Annotated in this window: 17 protein-coding genes and 4 pseudogenes; 11 read left to right on the top strand and 10 right to left on the bottom strand. The window is 62.5% G+C overall.

The features are described from left to right. Nucleotides 1-968: 968 nt before the first annotated feature. Nucleotides 969-1,247, bottom strand: coding sequence for a hypothetical protein (locus tag E3O65_RS16635; RefSeq protein WP_166785668.1), 279 nt, complete (start codon nt 1,245-1,247; stop codon nt 969-971). A 506-nt stretch (nt 1,248-1,753) separates the two neighbouring features. After that, on the bottom strand, nt 1,754-2,140 hold the full coding sequence (locus E3O65_RS17670) for a recombinase family protein (RefSeq protein ID WP_479684271.1): 387 nt from the start codon (nt 2,138-2,140) through the stop codon (nt 1,754-1,756). Nucleotides 2,141-2,401: 261 nt separating this feature from the next. Here E3O65_RS17670 and E3O65_RS05665 point away from each other — a divergent pair, with 261 nt between their 5' ends. The 5 genes from E3O65_RS05665 (at nt 2,402) to E3O65_RS05645 (ending at nt 8,514) form a co-directional block, all read left to right on the top strand. After that, nucleotides 2,402-3,577 (top strand): ROK family transcriptional regulator, encoded by a 1,176-nt coding sequence (locus E3O65_RS05665; RefSeq protein WP_174722267.1) that lies wholly within the window; start codon nt 2,402-2,404, stop codon nt 3,575-3,577. 69 nt (nt 3,578-3,646) lie between these two features. Beyond that, complete coding sequence (locus tag E3O65_RS05660; RefSeq protein ID WP_134362772.1) at nt 3,647-4,999, top strand: extracellular solute-binding protein; 1,353 nt, start codon at nt 3,647-3,649, stop codon at nt 4,997-4,999. Nucleotides 5,000-5,096: 97 nt separating this feature from the next. Then, nucleotides 5,097-6,041: a carbohydrate ABC transporter permease gene (locus E3O65_RS05655; protein WP_134362771.1), complete on the top strand. Its 945-nt coding sequence runs from the start codon at nt 5,097-5,099 to the stop codon at nt 6,039-6,041. After that, the gene (locus E3O65_RS05650; RefSeq protein WP_134362770.1) at nt 6,038-6,979 is read left to right on the top strand and encodes a carbohydrate ABC transporter permease; all 942 of its coding nucleotides are present in this window, start codon (nt 6,038-6,040) and stop codon (nt 6,977-6,979) included. The genes E3O65_RS05655 and E3O65_RS05650 overlap by 4 nt, the downstream gene beginning before the upstream one ends. After that, complete coding sequence (locus E3O65_RS05645; protein WP_134362769.1) at nt 6,976-8,514, top strand: glycoside hydrolase family 3 protein; 1,539 nt, start codon at nt 6,976-6,978, stop codon at nt 8,512-8,514. Before E3O65_RS05650 ends, E3O65_RS05645 begins: the two co-directional genes overlap by 4 nt. On the opposite strand, the gene E3O65_RS05640 is transcribed toward E3O65_RS05645, so the two are convergent. Continuing rightward, nucleotides 8,511-9,464, bottom strand: a complete 954-nt coding sequence (locus tag E3O65_RS05640; protein ID WP_241985785.1) for an ROK family protein — start codon at nt 9,462-9,464, stop codon at nt 8,511-8,513. The two genes, E3O65_RS05645 and E3O65_RS05640, sit on opposite strands and share 4 nt — an antisense overlap. Nucleotides 9,465-9,719: 255 nt before the next feature. Between E3O65_RS05640 and E3O65_RS17570 the strand changes: the two are divergent. Then, nucleotides 9,720-9,932, top strand: a pseudogene (locus E3O65_RS17570) (IS3 family transposase); the annotation flags it as partial. Nucleotides 9,933-10,709: 777 nt separating this feature from the next. On the opposite strand, the gene E3O65_RS05635 reads toward E3O65_RS17570, so the two are convergent. The 4 genes and pseudogenes from E3O65_RS05635 to E3O65_RS05620 all read right to left on the bottom strand — a co-directional run bounded on the left by E3O65_RS05635 (nt 10,710) and on the right by E3O65_RS05620 (nt 13,640). Then, entirely contained in the window at nt 10,710-11,750 is a 1,041-nt protein-coding gene (locus E3O65_RS05635) for a BtrH N-terminal domain-containing protein (RefSeq protein ID WP_134362768.1), read from the bottom strand. Next, a complete protein-coding gene (locus E3O65_RS05630) occupies nt 11,743-12,267 on the bottom strand; it encodes a PadR family transcriptional regulator (RefSeq protein ID WP_134362767.1) in 525 nt (174 codons plus the stop codon). Before E3O65_RS05630 ends, E3O65_RS05635 begins: the two co-directional genes overlap by 8 nt. 253 nt (nt 12,268-12,520) lie before the next feature. After that, nucleotides 12,521-13,052 (bottom strand): annotated as a pseudogene (locus tag E3O65_RS17395) (recombinase family protein); the annotation flags it as partial. Nucleotides 13,053-13,226: 174 nt separating this feature from the next. Next, a complete protein-coding gene (locus E3O65_RS05620) occupies nt 13,227-13,640 on the bottom strand; it encodes a MepB family protein (RefSeq protein WP_277870443.1) in 414 nt (137 codons plus the stop codon). On the opposite strand from E3O65_RS05620, the gene E3O65_RS17565 reads away from it, so the two are divergent. Together E3O65_RS17565 and E3O65_RS17560 are read left to right on the top strand one after the other, a co-directional pair. Continuing rightward, complete coding sequence (locus E3O65_RS17565) at nt 13,581-13,937, top strand: DUF2599 domain-containing protein (protein WP_134362789.1); 357 nt, start codon at nt 13,581-13,583, stop codon at nt 13,935-13,937. The two genes, E3O65_RS05620 and E3O65_RS17565, sit on opposite strands and share 60 nt — an antisense overlap. Before the next feature lie 629 nt (nt 13,938-14,566). Next, nucleotides 14,567-14,988: pseudogene (locus E3O65_RS17560) on the top strand (helix-turn-helix domain-containing protein); the annotation flags it as partial. 287 nt (nt 14,989-15,275) lie between these two features. On the opposite strand, the gene E3O65_RS05605 reads toward E3O65_RS17560, so the two are convergent. Together E3O65_RS05605 and E3O65_RS05600 are read right to left on the bottom strand one after the other, a co-directional pair. Beyond that, on the bottom strand, nt 15,276-16,229 hold the full coding sequence (locus E3O65_RS05605) for an SDR family NAD(P)-dependent oxidoreductase (protein WP_134362765.1): 954 nt from the start codon (nt 16,227-16,229) through the stop codon (nt 15,276-15,278). A gap of 11 nt (nt 16,230-16,240) precedes the next feature. Then, the gene (locus E3O65_RS05600; protein ID WP_134362764.1) at nt 16,241-17,026 is read right to left on the bottom strand and encodes an SDR family NAD(P)-dependent oxidoreductase; all 786 of its coding nucleotides are present in this window, start codon (nt 17,024-17,026) and stop codon (nt 16,241-16,243) included. A gap of 101 nt (nt 17,027-17,127) precedes the next feature. Between E3O65_RS05600 and E3O65_RS05595 the strand changes: the two genes are divergently transcribed. Continuing rightward, a complete protein-coding gene (locus tag E3O65_RS05595; protein ID WP_134362763.1) occupies nt 17,128-17,988 on the top strand; it encodes a helix-turn-helix transcriptional regulator in 861 nt (286 codons plus the stop codon). Between the two features lie 233 nt (nt 17,989-18,221). Here E3O65_RS05595 and E3O65_RS05590 read toward each other — a convergent pair. Next, nucleotides 18,222-18,835 (bottom strand): annotated as a pseudogene (locus E3O65_RS05590) (recombinase family protein). Between the two features lie 604 nt (nt 18,836-19,439). Between E3O65_RS05590 and E3O65_RS05585 the strand changes: the two are divergent. Continuing rightward, a complete protein-coding gene (locus E3O65_RS05585; protein ID WP_166785665.1) occupies nt 19,440-19,967 on the top strand; it encodes an AAA family ATPase in 528 nt (175 codons plus the stop codon). A 42-nt stretch (nt 19,968-20,009) separates the two neighbouring features. Next, nucleotides 20,010-20,183 (top strand): hypothetical protein, encoded by a 174-nt coding sequence (locus tag E3O65_RS16630; RefSeq protein ID WP_166785664.1) that lies wholly within the window; start codon nt 20,010-20,012, stop codon nt 20,181-20,183. Nucleotides 20,184-20,279: the final 96 nt, after the last annotated feature.

Raw genomic sequence — 20,279 nt, 5'->3', positions numbered from 1 at the left:
ACGGCGGCGGCGAAGCTCCGTTCTTGGACCTGCTTGACAACGTATATGCCGCACAACCAGTAAGACAGTCCGATGACGGTTCGCAATGGTTCCTGAGCTGGATAGCCCCCTACCGATAGACGGGTGAGCCAGCCGGTTTCTTGCAAACAACCGTCGAGTGCGACAAATCAGCACTTATTGCCGACATCGCCTGGGTCATTTCGCCGAGACGCCAGGGCCAAAGGCATCGCCTCCGGAGCCACCCAGAGGATGATCGGATGGTTGTGAGCACACGAAGTCAACCACTTCACCGCCCATATCCACCCCGAGCACTAAGCCTCAATGGGCGTCGCTCGCAATCAAGCACGACGCCCAACCTCCACGGATTAAGACGCCGAGACCCGGTGGGAGTCCTAACCAACACCAAGCGCTCTAGGAGCTTTGCTCCCAAGAGAATGAAACAGTTCTATTGGATAGCCGAACGGGCCGCGGCACCTGCGGGAATCTGACGCTCGCTCCCAAGGTAATGAGCATGCGACCGATCGAAACAGTTCATGCCGAACCACGCGACTCAGTTGGCTCGCCCGCTTATCGAGTAAATTTCTGGCAACGAACCGGGAAGTGTGGAGCCTGAACGCATACACGCTGACTGAAGTTAAGGACATCGCCGAGGAGCTCCCATGGGTGGATGAGAACGCTTCCGGACGCCGTTTCGTGTTGTTCGCCGAAGTGAACAACGAAGCGGAAGGTTCCTTCCAGACTCCACGAAAGACCGGGCTCATCCGCCTGCTCGGAGCCAACCCCAATGTTGGTGAGTCAGTGGAGATGGGCCGCTTCGTTAAGATGAAGCGTCTGCGACGTATCGCATTGAACTGCAGCACGACGTTCCCAAATACCACCCCACGAGACTTCGGAGCCCCGGCGGGTTGGCGCCGAATCTGCGTTTTTAAGAGATCGGGCATTGGCAGCGGCGTCCGGTGGGTGGTGGTTCATCCTTGCTCGCTAACGTCGTCGGCGGCACGGGCCTGAGCCGGCAGTTGATAGAAACCTCGCCCGTTCTTCCGCTCATGCAAAGCGATAGAACCCGGGAAGATCCCGAGCATGATCCAGAGTGCACCCAGCAGAATTCGCGTCATAGTAGGTCCATGAAATGCCACTACTAGAATCCATGCCAGCCCGATGCAGCACCAGGCAGCAGCAACCCAGATCCGTGGCTTACCGATCATCAAACGCACGAATCCTGATCTGGCACTGCCGACTTCAGCCATGTGGCCAAGGCCCCTCCTGCCGTGAAGAATTCGATCAACGTATCGTCAAATTCGACCCATTAGTTCGGCACGTTTCGCTTCGTATTCAGCCTCGGAAAAGAGTCCCTCGTCACGCAACTGCCCAATTTTCCGAAGTTGTTCAGCAGTACTAAGAGAGGAAGTCGCCGAGTACCGAACGTTCCTCCTCGAGAGCCAAATGACGACAGCGATGATGGCGACCACGACGACAGCAATGGTCACGAGCACTCCGCAGATGACAAAAACATGCCAACCCGTAAGGTTAGTGAGCATCTTTCCCCCTGACCGTCATCATGCCGACGTTTAGCTTGACACTACCGGGTGCCTCAGCGTTCTGGATTGCGGTTCCACTCTGTCACGAGACGTCCCTGCTGCTTGGAGAGTAGCTTCGCACCGTCAGCCCGCAACTCCTCCACCGGTGAAACATGGTGATACAACGTCTGCCGGGAAATCCCGAGCTCCTTGCAGAGGTCGCCAACCTTTGCATCTTATTTACTCATCGCGGCCATGGCCAAGCGGACGTTCGCTGGCGTTATCTTGAACGCCCGCCCGCCAGTTCTCCCCCCGCGCTCGCGCTGCGTGGCATGCCCGGCGATTATGCGCTCAGAGATGAGCGCCCGGTCGAACTCGGATAGAGCAGCGAAGATCTCAGAGACGAGCTTTTCGGGAGCCGTCATGGTGTCGATCGCCGCGCCCTCTCCGGTATGGACCTTGAGGCCGATACCTCGGTCGGTAAGGTCGTGCACCGCATTGACCAGGTGACGCAAGTCTCGGCCGAGCCGTTGACCTGTGAGCTCGCACGCCATGAAATTCTCTGGCTGCTGCTGAACGATCCAGATCCGGCGATGCTTAAGGCCGCTGACGGGATGTCGCACGAGGTGAGCGTCCGTGTCGACTTGGCCCCGCTGCTCGGCCACCTCGACGGGCTCGCGGGCCGAATTCCACTGCTGAGCTACGCAACCGAGCATCTCGGGCGCGAACTACGCGCGCACTCGTGCGGCCGACCTCACTGAGTACCGTCGAATGTTTGCAAGAGGACAGCGTCACCCAGTCGCCGCGTTACCAATTGGCAATCAAGCCGACTAATAGTTTGATTTTCCTTGCGCGCATTCCGTTCGTAAGGTTTACTAACAAACATGACAGCCACCGGCGCCTCTCGAATGATCCAAGACCGAGCCCTCCGCCCAACGGCGAAGGGCTTGCCGGAGCACATCCGCCTGAACAACCGCATTCTGGTGCTGCAGCTGCTGTACCGTGCAGGTCTACAGAGCCGCGCCGACCTGGCGCGCGAGACCGGCCTCACCCGGGTCACGATATCCGACCTGATCAGCGAGCTGATGGGCGAAAACCTAGTAATTGAACTCGGCCAGCGCCAGGAATCCCGCCCTGGCAAGCCGGCCACGCTGCTGGACATCAACCGGGTCGCCTTCCAGATCGTCACGCTGGACCTCTCCGGTCACACGCGGTTGCGGGGTGCGGTGCTCAGCCTCGACGGCGCGGTGCTATCGAGCTCCGGACTCGAGTTGTCTGGAGCGCGCGGCGAAGCAGCTTTTAACAAGGTCGCCGAGTTGCTGTCCCAGGTAATCGCCAGTGCCACCGCCCCGATCCTCGGTGTCGGGATCGGTTCCCCCGGCATCGTCGACCGGGCTGGTGTTGTGCGCAATGCACCCAACCTCGGCTGGCGCGACGAGCCGCTCCAGACCCGCCTGCAAGATATCACCGGCCTGCCCGTGCGGGTTGTCAACGATGCAAACGCCGCAGTGCTCGCCGAACACAGCTTCGGCGGCGCCGATCACGACCTGCTGCTGGTCAAGGTCGGTCACGGTGTCGGCGCCGGCCTACTGATCGGCAGTCGGGCCATCCTCGGTGAGCGTTTCGCCGCCGGAGAGATCGGCCACGTCGTCGTCGGCACCGACGACGGCCCGCTCTGCGCTTGCGGAAAATCCGGCTGCCTCGAGGCCTGGTTGTCGGTGCCGCGACTGACCAGTGCCATCCAGGCCGCCACGGCCGCTGCCGCCAACGCAGCGGATGCTGAGCTGGCCACCCACCAGATCCTTACCGAGGCAGGCCGCCGCCTCGGCATCATCCTCGCTCCGATAGTCGGTGCCCTCAACCTGCTCGAGATCGTGCTGAGTGGACCACCCGAACTTCTCGATGGTCCGCTCTCCACAGCCACTACCCAGACCATCCTGTCGAGAACGATGGCCACCGAAACCGGCGATCTCACTCTGCGAATGACCGAGCAAGGACAGGACATCGTTCTGCGCGGCGCGGCCGTCATGGTTCTCTCCGCACAACTCGGGGTTTCCTAACCGAATCCTCACCCTTGCACCAACGATGTGGCGCCCGCCCACGTCGGCAATCCACGAAAGGAAGATCTCATGAAGAGAAAGCTTGCATCTCTCGCCGCGCTGGCCACAGCCTCAGCCCTCGTGCTGGCCGGATGCTCGTCCAACGCCGATAGGGGCGCTGATGCCTCTGCCGACAATAGTGTCAAGACCATCACCCTGTGGCTCGCCGGAAGTGACACTCCCGATGAATTGCGTGAGTATCTCAAGACCGAATTTAACAAGGAGACCGGCGCCACGCTGAACATTCAGCAACAGGACTGGGGAGACCTCGTTACCAAGCTGACCACTTCACTGCCGGACGCCAACAATACGCCGGACGTGACCGAGCTGGGCAACACCCAGTCGTCGACCTTCACTAACGTTGGTGCGTTCCTGAATATTACCGACATGTACGACGAGCTCGGCGGCAGCAAACTCCTGCAGTCCTTCGTCGACGCCGGAATGGTGGGCGATAAGAACTACTCGTTGCCCTACTACTTCGGCTCCCGTGCCGTGTTCACCCGCTCCGACGTTTGGGCCGCGGCCGGAGTCGAGCAGCCCAAGACCCTCGACGAGTTCAACGCCGGTGTCGCCGCGATCAACGCAGCCAACCCGCTAAACATCCCGGATTTCTCCGGTTTTTACCTCGGCGGGCAAGACTGGCGTAACGGCATCTCCTGGATCTTCGCCAACGACGGCGAGCTCGCCACCGTCAAAGACGGCAAGTGGACCTCTACGCTCGCGTCGGAGAACACTCTGAAGGGCCTCGAACAGCTGCAGCAGCTGTACAAGTCAGCCTCCAACGCGCCCAATGACGCCAAGGACTCCAACCAGTACATCTACCTAAACGACAGCGACGAGATCAAGGATGCAGAGGGTGCCGTCACGGCAAGCACCTCGCTGTCCGCGGCCTCAATCATGGCGCCCACCTGGGCGCACTGGTCGATCGGAACACTCGGCACAGACGACGCCGGCAAGGCCACCCGTACTTGGGATGACACCAAGAACGCCGTCTTCGCCCTCCCAGGCAACGACGGCAAGCCCGCCCCGGTCTTCGCCGGTGGTTCTAACATCGGCATCTCAGCGAAGAGCAAGAACCCGGAACTAGCTAAGAGCCTGATGAAGATCATCTTCTCCAAGGACTACCAGACCATGCTCGGCACGAACGGCCTTGGCCCGGCGAATAGCGACCATGTGGACTCTCTCGGCGACGACCAGTTCGCCAAGGCCCTGATCGCGTCGGCCTCGAACTCGAAGCTCACCCCTGCAGCACCTGGCTGGGCCACGGTGGAAGGCTCACTCGTGATGGAGGAATTCTTCAACAAGATCGAAGCCTCGACCGACCTCAAGGCCCTCGCGCAGGAGTATGACAAGAAGCTGACTCCGATGCTAAACGGCGAGTAACCACGCGGCCCGGCAGGCTCGACCATTCACACTCGTCGAGCCTGTCGGCTCCCCGACCGCCTGCACAAGACACCAGAACAACGAAAGGAGGCTCGGCGTGACCACAAAGAACCTCGTATTGGCCCAGGCCGATCCGCCGCGCCCCGGCAGGCCCCACAAGAAGGGCAGATTAACGCCGTACGTGCTGGTCATCCCAGCCTGCGCCATCCTGATCCTGGCGCTCGGCTATCCGCTGGTCTGGCAGTTCACCACCTCGATGCAGAAGTTCGGCCTAGCCCAGCAGTTCGGCCAGCCACCGGAGTTCGTCTGGTTCGACAACTACGTGACTTTGTTCACCGACCCGTACATGTGGGCCGTTGTCGCCCGATCGCTGGCCTTCTGCCTAATCACCGCCGGAGTCACCATGGCCATCGGCACACTGATGGCACTCCTCATGAACGCCGTGCACAACGCGGTGCGCATCACCCTGCAGATCTCCCTGCTGCTGGCCTGGGCGATGCCGGTCGTCGCGGCGATGACGGTCTGGAACTGGCTCATCGACTGGCGCCGCGGCGTGCTGAACTCGGTCTTGAGCGGAATGGGCCTGGACTTCCAAAACCACAACTGGCTGGCCAACCCAATGTCCTTCTTCCTCATTGCGATGGTCATCGTGGTCTGGATGAGCGTGCCGTTCGTGGCCTTCTCCATCTACGCCGGCCTCACCCAGGTATCCACAGAGGTGCTCGAAGCCGCCCAACTCGACGGAGCCAGACTCTCCCAGCGGCTCCGATTCATCATCGTTCCGATCATCCGGCCCGTGCTGGCCATCATCCTGCTGCTACAAGTGATCTGGGACCTGCGGGTATTCACCCAGATCCGGCTGCTGCAGGATGCCGGATCGATCGCCTCGGAGACCAACCTGCTCGGTACCTATATCTACCAACTCGGCGTCGGCTCCAGCGACTTCGCGATGGCCAGCGCCGTCTCGATCTTCGTACTCGTACTAACCGTCGCGCTCAGCTGGTTCTACGTGCGCAGCATGCTCAAGGAGGACGACTCATGACCTCGACGGTCCAATCCACCGGAACGGCCGCCGTACCGAGCAGAACCCGGCCTCAGCGCACCGCTCCTCCGATACGGCAACAGGGCGCCGGTAGCGGAAACCGCAGCTTCCGACCCGGCCGGATCGTGCTCGGCGTCGTCGGCATCGTGATCTCGCTGATCTGGGTCTTCCCGGTCTACTGGATGCTCAACTCCTCGCTACTGCCCAACGTGGTGCTGCAAAGCACCACCCCCACCTGGCTGCCGTTCGGCGGCTCCTTCGACAACTTCGTCGCAGTCTTTTCGGGCGGCACGTTCCTGCCTGCCCTGGGCATGAGCACGGCCATCGCCATCATCACCGTGGTGTTCTGCCTATTGTTCGCATTCCTCGGGGCGCTGGCCATCAGTCGGTTCAGGTTCCGCGGCCGCAAGGCGTTCGTCCTGGCCGTGCTGCTCATCCAGATGCTGCCCGCAGAGGGACTCTTCATCGCCCAGTACAAGCTGATGGGCAGCCTGAACATGCTCAACTCGATCGTGGGTGTAAGCATCATCTACATCGCCGCCGTCGTTCCCTTCACCATCTGGATGCTGCGCGGTTTCGTCGCCGGTGTGCCGGCCGACCTCGAGGAAGCGGCCATGATCGACGGATTGAGCCGCACCCAAGCTTTCATGCGCATCACCTTCCCGCTACTGGCGCCCGGGCTCGTCGCATCCGGCGTCTACGCTTTCCTGCAGGCTTGGAACGAGTTCACAGTGGCCCTGGTGCTGTTGCAAGACAACTCCAGCCAGACTCTTCCGCTCTGGCTGCGCGGCTTCATCCAGGCCAGCGCCAGCCGGGCCACCGACTGGGGCCAAGTGATGGCGGCCTCGACCCTCGTGGCCATCCCGGTGATCATTTTTTTCCTTTTCGTGCAAGGCAGGATGACCAGCGGGCTGGTCAGCGGGGCGGTTAAGGGATGAGTGCAAACGAGACCGAGGCCACCAACTCCCTGCTGCGCCGAAACATCAGGGCCACCCTGATGCCGGGCTTCGTCGGCACCGTGCTGCCGGATTGGCTGGAGCTGCGCCTGCAGGACGGGCTCGGTGCCGTGTGCCTGTTCGGGCAGAACATTGTCTCGATCACGCAGGTGAGGGCCCTGACCGACGCGATTCGCGCCGCGAACCCACTCGCGGTCATCGCGATAGACGAGGAGGGTGGCGACGTCACCCGACTCTACTTCTCCTCAGGCTCGCCGTATCCCGGCAACGCTATCCTCGGCCGCATTGACGATGTCAACTACACCGAGGAGGTCGGCCGGCTGGTCGGCTGGGAGCTGCGCAAGGTCGGCTGCACGCTCACCTTCGCGCCGGACACCGACATCAACTCCAACCCCGACAACCCAGTGATCGGCGTGCGCAGCTTCGGTACCGATCCGGCCGGGGTGGGCCTGCATTCCGCCGCCTGGGTGCGCGGTGTGCAATCCACCGGCGTCGCCGCGTGCCCCAAGCACTTCCCGGGCCACGGCGACACCGCCCGTGACTCCCACCTCGCCATGCCCGTCGTCGATGTGCCCCTGGCGACCCTGCGCGAGCGGGAGCTGGTGCCCTTCCGGGCCGCGATCGCCGCGGGAGCGAAAACCATTATGACCTCGCACATCCTGCTCCCCCGGATCGACCCCGAGAACCCGGCGACGCTCTCGGCCGCGGTGCTCGGCGGGTTGCTGCGCACCGAGCTGGGTTTCGAGGGGGTCATCGTCAGCGATGCCCTGGACATGAAGGGAGCCAGTGGCATCCTCGGCATACCGGGGGCCGCAGCATCTGCCCTCGCCGCCGGGTGCGACCTTCTCTGTATCGGCACCGAGAACACTGCAGAGCAGCTCGACCAGATCGAGGCCGCCGTGATCGTCGCCATCAGAGCCGGAACAATCGGCCACGGCCGGCTCGCCGACGCCGCCGGCCGGGTTCACCGCCTGGCCGCAGGAACCATCGACGAGTCGCAGAACACACCAGTCCCGGCTGCCGCGCTGGCAATGTCAGAGCCGAGCTTCGATACCGGGCGCATTTCGGCCTCCTTCGCCCTGAACGACTACGCGAAGCAGTGGCTCGCGTCGGCGCCGGAGCCCTTCTCGGTAGTGCGACTGGACACCGTGACGAATATCGCCGTGGGCGGTGCACCCTGGGGCCCCTTCGCCGAGGTCCACGCCAACCCGGACTCAGACCTTGCAGCGCTTTGGCGGGCCAGGCTCGTTGTCGGGCGGGCCGCAGACGACGGTTCAGAGCTCGCGCTCCCCGCGGCATCGCCGGTTGTGGTAATCGGAAAAGACAACCACCGATATCCGTTCATTCGCGACCTGGTTGATGCGCTGCGGATTGGACGCCGTGATGTGCTCGTCGTCGACATGGGCTGGCCATCTGACGACCTCTGGTACGCGGACATCGCGACCTACGGCGCGTCCAGGCTGGCGGGGCGGGCTTTGCTCGAGCTGCTGGCGTGCCGTCGCGCCGCTTCGGTCTAGCTCACTAGATCGCGGGCGCGAAGGGCGCCACCAAGCAGGCCGGCGTTCTCGCCGATCGAGGCGGGCACGATCAGGGGCTGGCGGTGAAAGCTCAGCAGCGTACTCACCCGCTCACGCAGGGGCACGAACAACTTCTCTCCAGCCTGCGCGAGCCCACCGCCGATCACCACGGCTTCCGGGGCGAGAATGGCGGCAAGCTGGGTGATGCTGAGGGCAAGCGCATCGAGTGCCTCGCTCCACACAGCTGTCGCTGCCACGTCGCCGGCTTCGGCGAGGGCCAGCACTTCCCGCGCTCCGCGCAAGCGCGCTCCCGTGCGCTGTTCATAGCGACGCACGATGGCGCCGGCCGAGGCAATAGTCTCCAAGCAGCCCCGGGAGCCGCATCCGCACAGTGGACCGGCGGGATCGATGATGGCATGACCGATCTCGCCGGCGTAGCCGCCGCCGGTGTGTGCGTGACCGTCGATGAACAGTGAACCGGCGATGCCGGTGCCGATGACCAGCACGACCACGTTGCGGAATGGGCGAGCGGCGCCAAGCCTGAACTCCGCCTCGCCGGCGGCCCGAACATCGTGCGAGAACGTGGTGGGCAGGTGGATGAGTTCTTCGGTGAGTTGCTTGAAGGGGACGTTTGCCCACTGCAGGTTTGTGGACAGAACGCCGATACCGGCGTCGTCGTCGACCACGCCAGGTACAAGCAACCCCACCGCACGGGGAAGAACCGCCGGAAAGGTCACGGCGAATTGGAGTCTGAGTTCCTCCACCCGGTAAATCACCGACAGGGCCGTGAGTTCGCCGTTGCGCGGAGTCGGAGTACGGCTGAGGCCGAGCATGCGGCCCGATTCGTCGAAGAGAGCGGCTTTGATGTCGGTGCCACCCACGTCAACGGCGATCACGGCCTCGCCGCTACCCAGTGGAAGCGCTTGGTTGACCACCGAAACGAGGGTCACGGCAGGAGAACAACGGGGCGCGTCATTGGGATGTGAGCACGGCCAAGAAATGTGCGGTGTCCGGTCATGACGGGGCTCCTCAGCGATAGGCGAGTGTGGCGGGGCAAGAAACCGGCCAAGAGTACGTTAGTGCTGATCGTCATCTGCCTGTGAACAGATTATCCCACGGACCTCGCATGTTTGTAAACAACGGTAACAATGATTCGAGCCTGCCCACAAACTAGAACCGCCAGAAGGGTACCGGTCCGAAGCCGGCTCACAACGGGTGAGAACCGGGTCTGGTAGCTGTGCTCGCAACAACGGATCTGGTCCGTGTTCGCGAAGAAACGCTGCCTCACGCGCAAGGCTGGCCCACCCGTCCACGACGACCACGACGACCACGTCGACCACGTTAAACGGAAGTTCACCCCAACACGCCCGAACCAGCTCTGGCTCACTGACCTCACTGGACACCGCACCGACGAGGGCGATCGGCGAGTGCACTATCGACGGCACGACCTTGCACTCCGACCACCGGATGAATCCGCCCAATACCCGTCGGAGTAGATCACCCTCTTTGCCGCCACTAATGGCATCACCCGGTCGATGGAATACACCGGAATTTGCTGGGAGAATGCCCTGGCCGAGAGCCTCTTTGCGACCTTGAAACCGAGTTTTGCATGAACCGCGGAGTCTCGCGGCGCGCTGAGTCTCATAACTATGTTGAATAACCTCCTGGTTGAATTGAAGTGCTCACCGTTAGTTATGCAACATCCTAGGAGCACCGTGACGAAGCTGCTCGGCTACCCGCGTGTGCGAGTCGCGTCGATAATTGGCTGATCCATCGGCGACTTCTGTGGCTGTCGCTTCGAGGGCCAGGTGGCCGCCAGCAGCCAGGAGTACCTGATCCTTCGTGTTGAGCACGCCCGTGATGGCGTATGGAAGGGCGGCGATGATTTGGAACCGGGGCTGCGGGCCAGGCTCGCTCGGCAAAACTGAAACCCATCCACCTCCACCGTTGTGGAGATCCCGTTCTCGTCTCGTGTACGCCCTCTCCCGAACTCTTGGACAACAGTCCAGCTTTGATGGATTCAAAGTCCTCAGCGGAGACTTGCATCAAGGTCGGAGTGGTCGTGGGTATTTCTGCTCGCGCCGACCGCGGGGCGCTCATGGCTGTGGCTTTCATTTCGCAGTGGCAGGCGATTGGCAGCCTGCCATGGCGGGATGTAGATACGAGGTGGTAACTATCGGCATGGGTGTCGGCTGTTACAAGAACCGAAGCGTCTCCATCGCGCTGGTTTCAATCTCTGCGATCTCCGCCAGATGTTTGCTTGCGTTGCTCAGGTGTTGCCGATTGCCGGTTGTACCCGCCTGCTCAATGAGTTGCGCAACACTTGTCCATCCTTGTGCGGATTGACTGAACGCCTTGATGGCCGATGTGATCCGTTCCGCTTCTGGTCGTCCCGCGAGTATTTCTTGACACTCGATCAGGAAATCTCGGTAAAGGTTGCGGAAGAGGGCACCTCCGGTGCCTGCACGCTCCATGATGTTGGCGATAGCAGGCAGATCACGCATGGGATCTGAGACTCGATCGAAAAACGAGTGTATTCGTGTAGAAGCCGTGCGGATGCCGCGGTTGCCGAGGTTAGCGATTGGAGGGGTCAAGAATTCCTCTGCGCACGCTTTAATCGCGGAGATGATGGTGGAAATAGGCGGTTTTGCTTCGAGGCGTGAAACCGGCGTTTCGACGGTGAATGACCGGTGGCGGGCTGACATGGGGCCGCCAGCAGCGCGCGCCTTGGCCAAGCTGTCCCTGGTGGTTGATACGCGGCCGCCCTGCTGCGCGGTGTCCACCAAGTAGGCAGTTTCATCGTCGTAGCCGTAGATGGCGACGAAATGGCCGGCGAAGTGCACTCGGGACCTGAAGTAGTCCAGATCGTAACTGTCCAGCTGCAGGCCGACAGGGACTCCCTCGTCCAGCGAGGCACGAACATGATCCCACGCCTTCCGCGCCGAGCTGGTCTGTTGTTCTCGGAGTTCGAGACCCAGTCGTATGGTCAGGTTCTGGGTAAGAGCGAATGGCTTGACCCGGCCGCCAAGAAAGGGAAGGTCCTGCTGCTTGGAGTCCCAGTAGATGAAGGAGAGGCCGCTTCCCAACCCGAACAGCATGGGCTCGGACAGTCTTACTCCGGCGCAGTTCAGTAGCACGCCGAGTGCGGTTGTTTCGCAGTGTTCGCCGCCAACGGTTGGAACATTCTCGACGATTACTGCCTTGTTGCGATGGTCGGAAGCGGTTTGGTCAGTCATCGGATACAGGGGCTCGCTCTGCGAGCCACGTCCTTTCTGCTTTCAGGAGTGCGAGGGAGTAGGAGAAGACTTCGCGAGCGTGTTCAGGAAGAGGCGCTTGGCTGTGTTCGGCCTCCGTAACGGCCACGATCTTTCCTTCGATCTGGGCCAACCGGTTGAGTATCGCTTGGTTATAGGCCTGCTTCGTCACCAGTGTCTTGTTGGCCAGGCCAACGAGGAATGGATGCGGCACCGACTGAGCTGTGACAATGAAATCGAGCGTTGCGCTTGCCGCGAGGTCACAGCCTTCCTCGGTTGCATGAAACACTCGCCGCGATCGCATACTTGCGCGCGCGCTGTCAGCCGAGATCAGGCCGCGCTTTTCGAGCTTGGCCAGGACGTAGTAGATCGAAGAGAACCCGATGTCAGCCCATCGTCGAATACCACGCTGCTCGATGATCTGTTCCAAGTTGTAGCCGTGACGCGGCTGCTCGGCGATAAGTCCCAAGACGGTTAGTTCAGTGGCAGTCAGGGTCATGGAACTATTCTAGCGCTATAATAACGAAAGTGACAAGCGAGAGTTTCCGACTCCTCAGGATCGATGGCGCGAACACGACAGTCCACGAGACACATCCACTTGTGTCATTTTCCAAAGTCATCTGCACAGCGGCCATTATGTTTCCGGGGTTGTGCGGGCAAATGTGAACACTGGCTTTTTCGTACTTTTCTTTAGAAAACGCCCGTTTGCTCCTACTCCTCTGTACAACGAACGCTTTGGTGGCGGTTTCCCCGGCTCGTTGGATTGCCCGGTAGACCGTGAATCTGGCGACGCTGAAGAATTCCGCGATCGGCGCGGTGGTGTGTTCGCCCCGTTGGTGGACCTCGACCGGATGCTTCTCCTGCGGCGGGGACAGTTCGGGCTGCTTGCCGCGCAGCCGACCAGCAGCTTTGGCGACTTGCATCCCTTCGCGGGTGCGTGCATGGATCATGTCGGCCTCAAATTCAGCGACCTTCACGAGCACATTGGAGAGGAGTTTACCGACCGGGTCGGTGGGGCCGCCGATGCTGAGCTTCACGTCACGAAGGGTGAGGTCGTCGACGATGTCTTTGGTCTAGCGAAGCGAGCGCCAGCTGGTCGAGCTTGGTCACGACGAGGGTGTCGCCGGCCGGGCATGCGGCTAACTCTTCAACAAGACCTGGCCGAGCCCGATTCGCTCCAGTGAAGCTTTGATCAGTGAACGTCCTTTGGAGCTAGAGGTCGAGGGCGGCGAGGCCTTGGTCGTTCGTGAATACGCGCGCGTAGCCGATAAGTATTCCGGTCATGCTGGAGTGTGCCGTTTACACACTCTTCACAGGGCATTGTCTCGGGCGGGCGTCACGGAAATCAGGCACTCGCGGAACCATGCAGATCGCCTTCGACGCTCTTCGCCGAGGGGCTGTCCCGGTCACCGTCCGGCTATCGGGCGGTTGACCGGGACAGTTGTTCAACTCCCCAGTTCAGGGCAGCTCGGAAAAGGACGAGGACTGCGCGTGCTGTGCGCGCTGTGCCTGGCGGTTCAGGCCGGAACACCAAGCAGGATAGACACGAAAGCCTCGTTTGCCCGGATATAGCTCGGACTGGGTGATCCCGAGCGAGATCAAGTGGGTCGTGGTGAACCGGAAGACTCCGAGTCGCTCAGATTCATTCACGAATACAAAGAGTCCCGACGTTGAGTCATCAGCTCCGAAGGGTTTTGTCGATCCGTCCCCACTGCGCTGCCAAACCGCGACGAACGCACCTGGTTTCGTTGGGGTTATACGGGCGGTACGAAGTCGCCATCGCTCAAAGCCGATCAGCACCAGGCCGGACTCATAATCACTGCTCTGCTCTTCTGGCTGAACGCTGGGCCGCGCGCCGTCCGGAAGAGGCACGAGCTCGACATATCGCTCAAAAGCACGGAATCCCACACAAGAACTTTAGGCGCCCGAGATCGGGATGTCGGACGCCGCACCGTCGGAACCTACAACTTCAGCCATGCATACGGCAGCGCTATCTGGGAGTCCTACAAGAGTCTCGTGCCTGCGAAGTACGAGGCGGAGACGATGCGGAAGCAGCTCATCTGTCACGCAAGTAACATCGGCGCGGTCAAGAACCCCTGGAATCTGGAAACGCCGCGGGCGAACGTGAGGTGCGCAGATTTCGTGCTCAACCTGTGCAACCCCAACTAAGCTGACGCAGTGCTGACTCGAAAAGCCGCCTACCTAACGGTGGCAGGAGTGAGCCTAATCGTGGCCATCTCCCTCGCCGTATATATCTTCAACCTTTGCGTTCTCGCTGACTCTTCAACAGAGAACATCGCTCTCCCAATTTGGGCGGTCGTCATCGGCGCGCTGGCAGTTGTTTCGTTCCTCGTTTTTTTCCTGAGAAGGGCAACGCTTCGCAGCCTTAGAACATAACATTTTTGGTGCAGCAGCCCCACCAGATCGCCCTGCAGTCTCCCTCTCGGCTTGCCGACCGGGAGCTATAGAGCGATTCTCTTGCGGTCGGCGAGAGCGCGACATTTAGCGGTGTAAAAAATCCCGCACTTATCGCTGCGATTCATACCTGGGTGCCGCGTTTGCCCCGCCCGACTTTAGGCCCGATGATAGGGCGTCATGCGCTCGAGGCAGTGTCTCGATTCACTACAGCTTCCCAAGACACCAGCCAAGCCTGGATCTTGCTTGTCGCTTCCCCCCAGCTCGCTGAGCGTCTGAACGTCTCAGAAAGTCGTCTGTCACCGGAGGGTGAAAACTGGCCCTATATCGGCGGCGAGTTCAGGTGGTGAGAGCAACACCCTGAGTTCTGTGGGGTGTTGTTGATGGCTCGACCGTTGCCACCTTTGAGTATTTGTTTGTCGTTTTGGGAGGGTGCGAACGCGGCGCTATCGGTGCCGTCGCGGCGCAGGGCGCGGGGGTGTCGCGTCCGACTGGGTGTCGGTGGTTTAGCGGGCATCAGAAGGTGCTGCCATCACCGGTTCAGGATTTCAGTGTTGCCCGTGTCGGACTCTTGTCGTTGCGAGAGCGACAAGAGATCGAGTTCCAGCTCGCGCGGGGTCACGGGGTGCGCCGCATCGCAGCAGCTCTGGGCCGGGCGCCGTCAACGATCAGCCGGGAAGTGGCCAGAAACCAGGTCACTTGCCGCTACGTGCCGTCGCTCGCGCAGGAGCAGACCTGGGCACGGGCTCGCCGGCCAAGAGCTCAAAAGCTGGACGGGTTAGCTTTACGGGACCGGGTCACCACGGGTCAATGGGCGGTTCGGGTGAGCGACCAGGGACCCGGTTTGGGGCCCTCTTGGTGACCAGAGGCCGCCAGGCCAGCCGGAGATCAGCGAGGTCTAGGCGTTGGTCGGCTGGGGTGGTGTGACTCATCACCCGCGGGGATATGCCGCTGAGCAGATCAGTCACCGTCGGGAAGTCGCCGTCCCCGTTTCGACGGTTTGTGACACCCAAAGTCGCGCCCACGCAGAGGTTGCCCGACAGGCGACTTTCAAGCGGCCGAGTGGAGCGCACGCCCGCGGGATGCCGGCCATCACCCGGCGCGTGCTACGCGCAGCAGTTCGACCGAGACCTCCCACAAGCGTTCGGCCGCGGCCGGGTCCAGGGCGTAGTCACGCACCCCGTGCACGCCATCAACAATTGCTCCGACGACCTCGGCCTCATGGCAGTCCTCGAAGTAGCGGCCGCCGACCCCCGCGAGGGCCGGCCACGTGGCGAGCAGCACCGAGGTCGCGGCGCCCTGCTCGGAAGACTTGACCGCCAGACCGGCCGCGGCGACGTATGCCTTCGTGGCGGCGAGTGCCGCTGGGTCCCAGTGCCGCTGCAGGTTGGTCCAGATACCGCCCGGCATCAGCGCGTTTGTGGTGATGCCGTCCGCGGCCCAGCGCCGGGTGGCCTCGACTGCGAACAGCACGTTGGCTGTTTTCGACTGCCCGTAGGCGCGGCCGGCATCGTAGGGCTGACGCGCAAAGAAGAGGTCGTCGAAGACCACGGGCGAGCTTCCGTGACCGCTCGAGCTCACCACGACGATCCGGGCTGCGCCGTCGGCGGCGAGTGCGCCGTGCAGTCCGGCGGCCAGCGCGAAGTGGCCGAGGTGATTCGTCGCGAATTGCAGCTCCCAGCCCTGCGGAGTGAACGTCCGCGGGGAGTTCATCACCCCGGCGTTGTTGACCAGGATGTGCAGCGGCCCGCTCCAGTCCGCGACGAAGGCGTCGACCGAGTTGACGTCGGCAAGGTCGAGCCGGGCGACTGACACGGCCGAGTTGCCGGTGGTCGAGGCGATGTCCTTCGCGACCGCGCGGCCGGCATCGATGTCGCGCACCGCGAGGGTGACGCTCGCCCCCGTCGCCGCCAGCGCGCGGGCGGTCTCGATGCCGATCCCGGATGCCGCACCGGTCACGATCGCAGACCGTCCGGTCAGGTCGATGCCGGCCACGACCTCGGCGGCCGTACTGGTCGCGCCGAATGGCGTCGCAATGAGTGTCATTCTTCCTATCCTCACGCCGGGCGGGTGGCGGAGATCCCACCGTCGACATCGAGGATGACGCCGTGGATCATCGTGGCGTCATCGGAGACGAGGAACAGCACCCCGCTGGCGATGTCGGAGGGGCGGATCACCACGCCGGCCGGAGTGCTGGCGGTCATCGAGTCGAGGACCGGGCGGGCCGCCTCGTTGCCGGGGGTAAGCGTCACCCCGGGCGCGACGGTGTTCACGCGCACGCCCCTCGGTCCAAACTCAGCCGCCCACGACCTCGTCAACTGTTCCTCGGCCGCCTTCGTGGCGGAGTACATGGCGGCGAACGGATTGCCAACCCTGGCCATCCAGGACCCGACGTTCACGATGCATCCGCTGCCGCGTCCGGCCATCGCAGGGGCAATCTGACCGACGAGCACGTGTGGGGCGCGGACGTTCACCGCGAGCATGGCCTCCAGGTCGGTGTCGTCGAGGTCGGCCGTGGCGGTGGCCGGGTAGATCCCGGCGTTGTTGATCAGGATGTCGATGCGGCCTCCAAGTGCCCGCGTGACGTCGGTCGCGAACCCGCGGATGTCGTCGGAGGAGCCGCCGAGATCGACGGCGATGAAGTCGGCCCGGCCGCCGGAGGACCGGATAGCGGCGACGATCGCGTCACCGCGGGGCCGGTCGCGGCCACCGACGACGACGTGCGCGCCCTCCGCGGCCAGGGCGTTCGCGATCGCCTCGCCGATGCCGCTCGTGGCACCGGTCACGAGGGCGGTGCGTCCTGTAAGCCGGGCGCGGATCTGCTGTGTTGGTGTGGAAGTCATATCCACAGTTCTAGACGCGGCGAGCCGACACAGCCAGACCGCACCCAACCCGGGCATGACAGGACCAGTCGGGCGCCCCGCCACGCTCATAGAGTGGACGTATGCCCACCGATCGCGTCGCCCTTGGGGAGTTTCTCCGCTCCCGCCGCGACCGCCTGACCCCGGCCCAGGCCGGCATCGAAGCCTTTCCCGGAGCCCGGCGGGTGCCCGGCCTGCGCAAGGAGGAGCTGGCGGTCCTCGCCGGGGTGAGCCCCGACTACTACAGCCGGCTCGAGCAGGGGCGGCAGTCCAACATCTCGCGCTCCGTGCTCGACGCGCTCGCGCGGGCGCTTCGCCTCGACGAGACCGAACGCGCCCACCTACTCGACCTCGCAGACCCCGACGTGGCTGACCCGACCTCCAGAGGCCGAGGCAGCGCCCCTGGTCAGCGGGCCGACCCCGGGATGCTGCGGCTCATGACCGCACTCGACCACCTGCCCGTGCTGCTTCTGGGGCACCGCGTTGAAGTGCTGGCGAGCAACGCACTTTTCGGCGCGGTGCTGCGCGAGCTACCCCCAGGCTCGTCCTTTCCGCGGTTCCTGTTCCTCGACCCGCTCGCGCGCGAGCGCATCCTCAACTGGTCCCAGTTCGCCTCGACACTCGTGGCATCGCTGCGCCGTGACGCGGCCCGCCACCCGCACGATCGGCGCCTAACCGCCCTGATCGATGAGCTTCGCGGTGCGGATGCCGACGTCGCTCGCTGGTGGGACGACCACGGTGTGCGCGACTACGCGTCCGTCGCCAAACTCATCCGCCACCCCCTCGTCGGCGACCTACGCTTCGACATCGAGATCGTCTCCCCGCCCCGCGACCCCGACCAGCACCTCATCGTCTACACCGCCGAACCCGGCTCGACGACCGCGGGCATGCTCCCGGTCCTCGCTAGCTGGCAGCACCACTCGCACGCAACGCATGCCCGCTAGCGTCGTCGCGCTTGCCGAGGTCTGCCATCCCATGTGGAGGAAATGACACCTTCATGACCGGAGTGCACGTGGGCTCTGACCGAGATGGAGATACGCGAGGAGTTTTTTGGGGGGGGCATTGCTTCTCCTCGTCGTGATCATTAACGTGGCCGCGGACCAGTGACCTCGAACTGGAGACGACTTTTCCAGAGTCCCGCATCAGGTTCCCTTCTGACAGTGACCAGGTGGGGCCGCTACGTCTTCGATAGGAGCTTCGCACCGTCCGACCGCAGTTCCCCCGCCGGTGAGACATGGCGGTACAGCGCCTGCCGGGTGATCCCGAACTCCTTGCAGAGGTCGCCAACCTTCGTTTCCTTCTGACCCATCGCGGCCATGGCCAGGCGGACCTTGGCCGGCGTCATCTTGAACGGCCGCCCGCCCGTCCTCCCCCGTGCTCGAGCTGCGGCAAGCCCGGCGACAGTGCGCTCAGAAATGAGCGCCCGCTCGAACTCGGAGAGAGCAGCAAAGATTCCGAAGACGAGCTTCCCAGGTGCCGTCGTGGTGTCGATCGCTACCCCTCTCCGGTGAGCACCTTGAAGCCGATGCCACGGTCGGTGAGGTCATGCACCGTATTGACCAGATGACGCAGGTCTCGGCCGAGCCGGTCCAGCTTCCAAACCAAGAGCGTGTCACCATGACGCAGCGCCTTCAGGCAGGCTGCCAGGTTTGGCCGGTCGTCCTTCTTGCCGGATGCCTGGTCCTCGTAGAGATCCCCTGCCGCGACGCCGGCGGCCAGGAGTGCGTCTCGTTGTAGACCAGTGCTCTGCGAACCATCAGCTTTTGACACGCGCATGTATCCGACGAGCATGCTCGACCCCTATCATTTAAACGTCCGATTAAGGGACAACGTGATCGTCATCTCAACGGACTCAGAAATTGTCACATAACCAGTCATCTGTGACTTTTGGCGCTCTGTGGCGGCGTTCTGTGAGCACTATTTGGCGCATTGAGATCTATGCCCGCGTCGCTCCAGAGCAGGTGTCAGTGCCTTGTATCCGCCGGTTCTGAAGCACTCAGTTCAAGAGACAGATGCGCGCAGTCGACATCGATGGGGACGGTAGCCCTGATAAGTCGCGGCAGCGGTTGCTGCAGGGAATGCCAGCGCCGCGGTCAAGGGGGCGGCAACCAGCGTTACCGGGGCGATTGGATCGATGTTGAGGCGCAAGACAGATGAAGGGGCCTCTTCCGAAATGCCGATCCCTGAGATCTCCACTGAAAAGTAATGATCCTCGCCAGCAGCCAGCAGCGAGCAGCGAGCAGCGAGTGAGCGATTGCGCCTTTGCGCCTGAGCTACTGGTTCAGGCTCGGCAAACTCAGAGCGCGCAGGCATGCCGCCTGACCTCGTTGGCTCTAACTGCCAGACTCGTCAGAGAAATTACGCGATGCACTCGACGCATTACCGGGGGAACCACTTGATTACCAGAGTTCGCATTCGCGGCTATCGGAAGTTTAGAAGCCTCGACTTCCGACCCCACCCGACGTTCAACGTCCTCGTCGGGAACAATCAGGCAGGCAAGTCGACTCTGCTCGAAGCAATCGGGATGGCGGTGACCGGCCGGATCAATGGCCGCACGGTCTCTGAAGAACTGAACCCGCACTGGTTCCACGCCCAGACCGTGGCCGAGTACCTGGCGGCGCGTGCGCGAAGGGAGAATCCTCTGCCGCCTGAGATCTTCATTGAGGTGACCCTCCAGGATCGGTCCGAGTTCGCTCCTCTCATCGGCGCAGATGACCTCGACAAGCCAAGCGGTCACGCTCCAGGCGTGCGTCTTCGCATCCGGCTGAACCCGGAGTACCGGGACGAATTCAGCGCGTACGTCTCCGAACCGGGTACGAAATTACTACCCACGGAGTACTTCACTGCCGATTGGCGTTCGTTCCAGGGAAACCACCTGACTCAGCGACCGCGCGCTCTCGCCGTCGCCGTCATCGACTCTTGAACCGTCCGCGCAACGGCGGGCGTGGACTATCACCTGCGACAGGTGATTGGGGATAACCTCACAGACGAGGAACGTGCGGCGGTTTCAGCGGCGTTCCGCAGGGTGAAAGAGAACATGACCGCCGAACATCTCGGGGACGTCAATACAAAACTCGCCGCTGGCGACGAGCTCCTCGATGGCGGCCATGTGGCCTTTCCCGAGCTCACTTCTGCATAATCAAACCACTGACCTGCACGGTGTCGAGAAACTCCACCATTCAGCGGGACAGGATTTCCTTCAGGTCAGGATTGGCTCCTGCCAGCGGGCCAAGCG

This window comes from Cryobacterium breve, from assembly GCF_004402375.1.
Classification (GTDB): Bacteria; Actinomycetota; Actinomycetes; order Actinomycetales; family Microbacteriaceae; genus Cryobacterium; species Cryobacterium breve.
Note: the sequence above shows the minus strand (reverse complement) of the source record. Positions and strands in the feature narration are given on the sequence as shown.

Bases quoted from the DNA above. Each gene is read 5' to 3' on its own strand.
- E3O65_RS05645 (WP_134362769.1), top strand. From the start codon at position 6,976: ATGAGTGCAAACGAGACCGAGGCCACCAACTCCCTGCTGCGCCGAAAC.
- E3O65_RS05595 (WP_134362763.1), top strand. From the start codon at position 17,128: ATGCCCACCGATCGCGTCGCCCTTGGGGAGTTTCTCCGCTCCCGCCGC.
- E3O65_RS16635 (WP_166785668.1), bottom strand. From the start codon at position 1,247: ATGGCTGAAGTCGGCAGTGCCAGATCAGGATTCGTGCGTTTGATGATC.
- E3O65_RS05635 (WP_134362768.1), bottom strand. From the start codon at position 11,750: ATGACTGACCAAACCGCTTCCGACCATCGCAACAAGGCAGTAATCGTC.
- E3O65_RS05665 (WP_174722267.1), top strand. From the start codon at position 2,402: ATGACAGCCACCGGCGCCTCTCGAATGATCCAAGACCGAGCCCTCCGC.
- E3O65_RS05630 (WP_134362767.1), bottom strand. From the start codon at position 12,267: ATGACCCTGACTGCCACTGAACTAACCGTCTTGGGACTTATCGCCGAG.
- E3O65_RS05660 (WP_134362772.1), top strand. From the start codon at position 3,647: ATGAAGAGAAAGCTTGCATCTCTCGCCGCGCTGGCCACAGCCTCAGCC.
- E3O65_RS05605 (WP_134362765.1), bottom strand. From the start codon at position 16,229: ATGACACTCATTGCGACGCCATTCGGCGCGACCAGTACGGCCGCCGAG.
- E3O65_RS05650 (WP_134362770.1), top strand. From the start codon at position 6,038: ATGACCTCGACGGTCCAATCCACCGGAACGGCCGCCGTACCGAGCAGA.
- E3O65_RS05600 (WP_134362764.1), bottom strand. From the start codon at position 17,026: ATGACTTCCACACCAACACAGCAGATCCGCGCCCGGCTTACAGGACGC.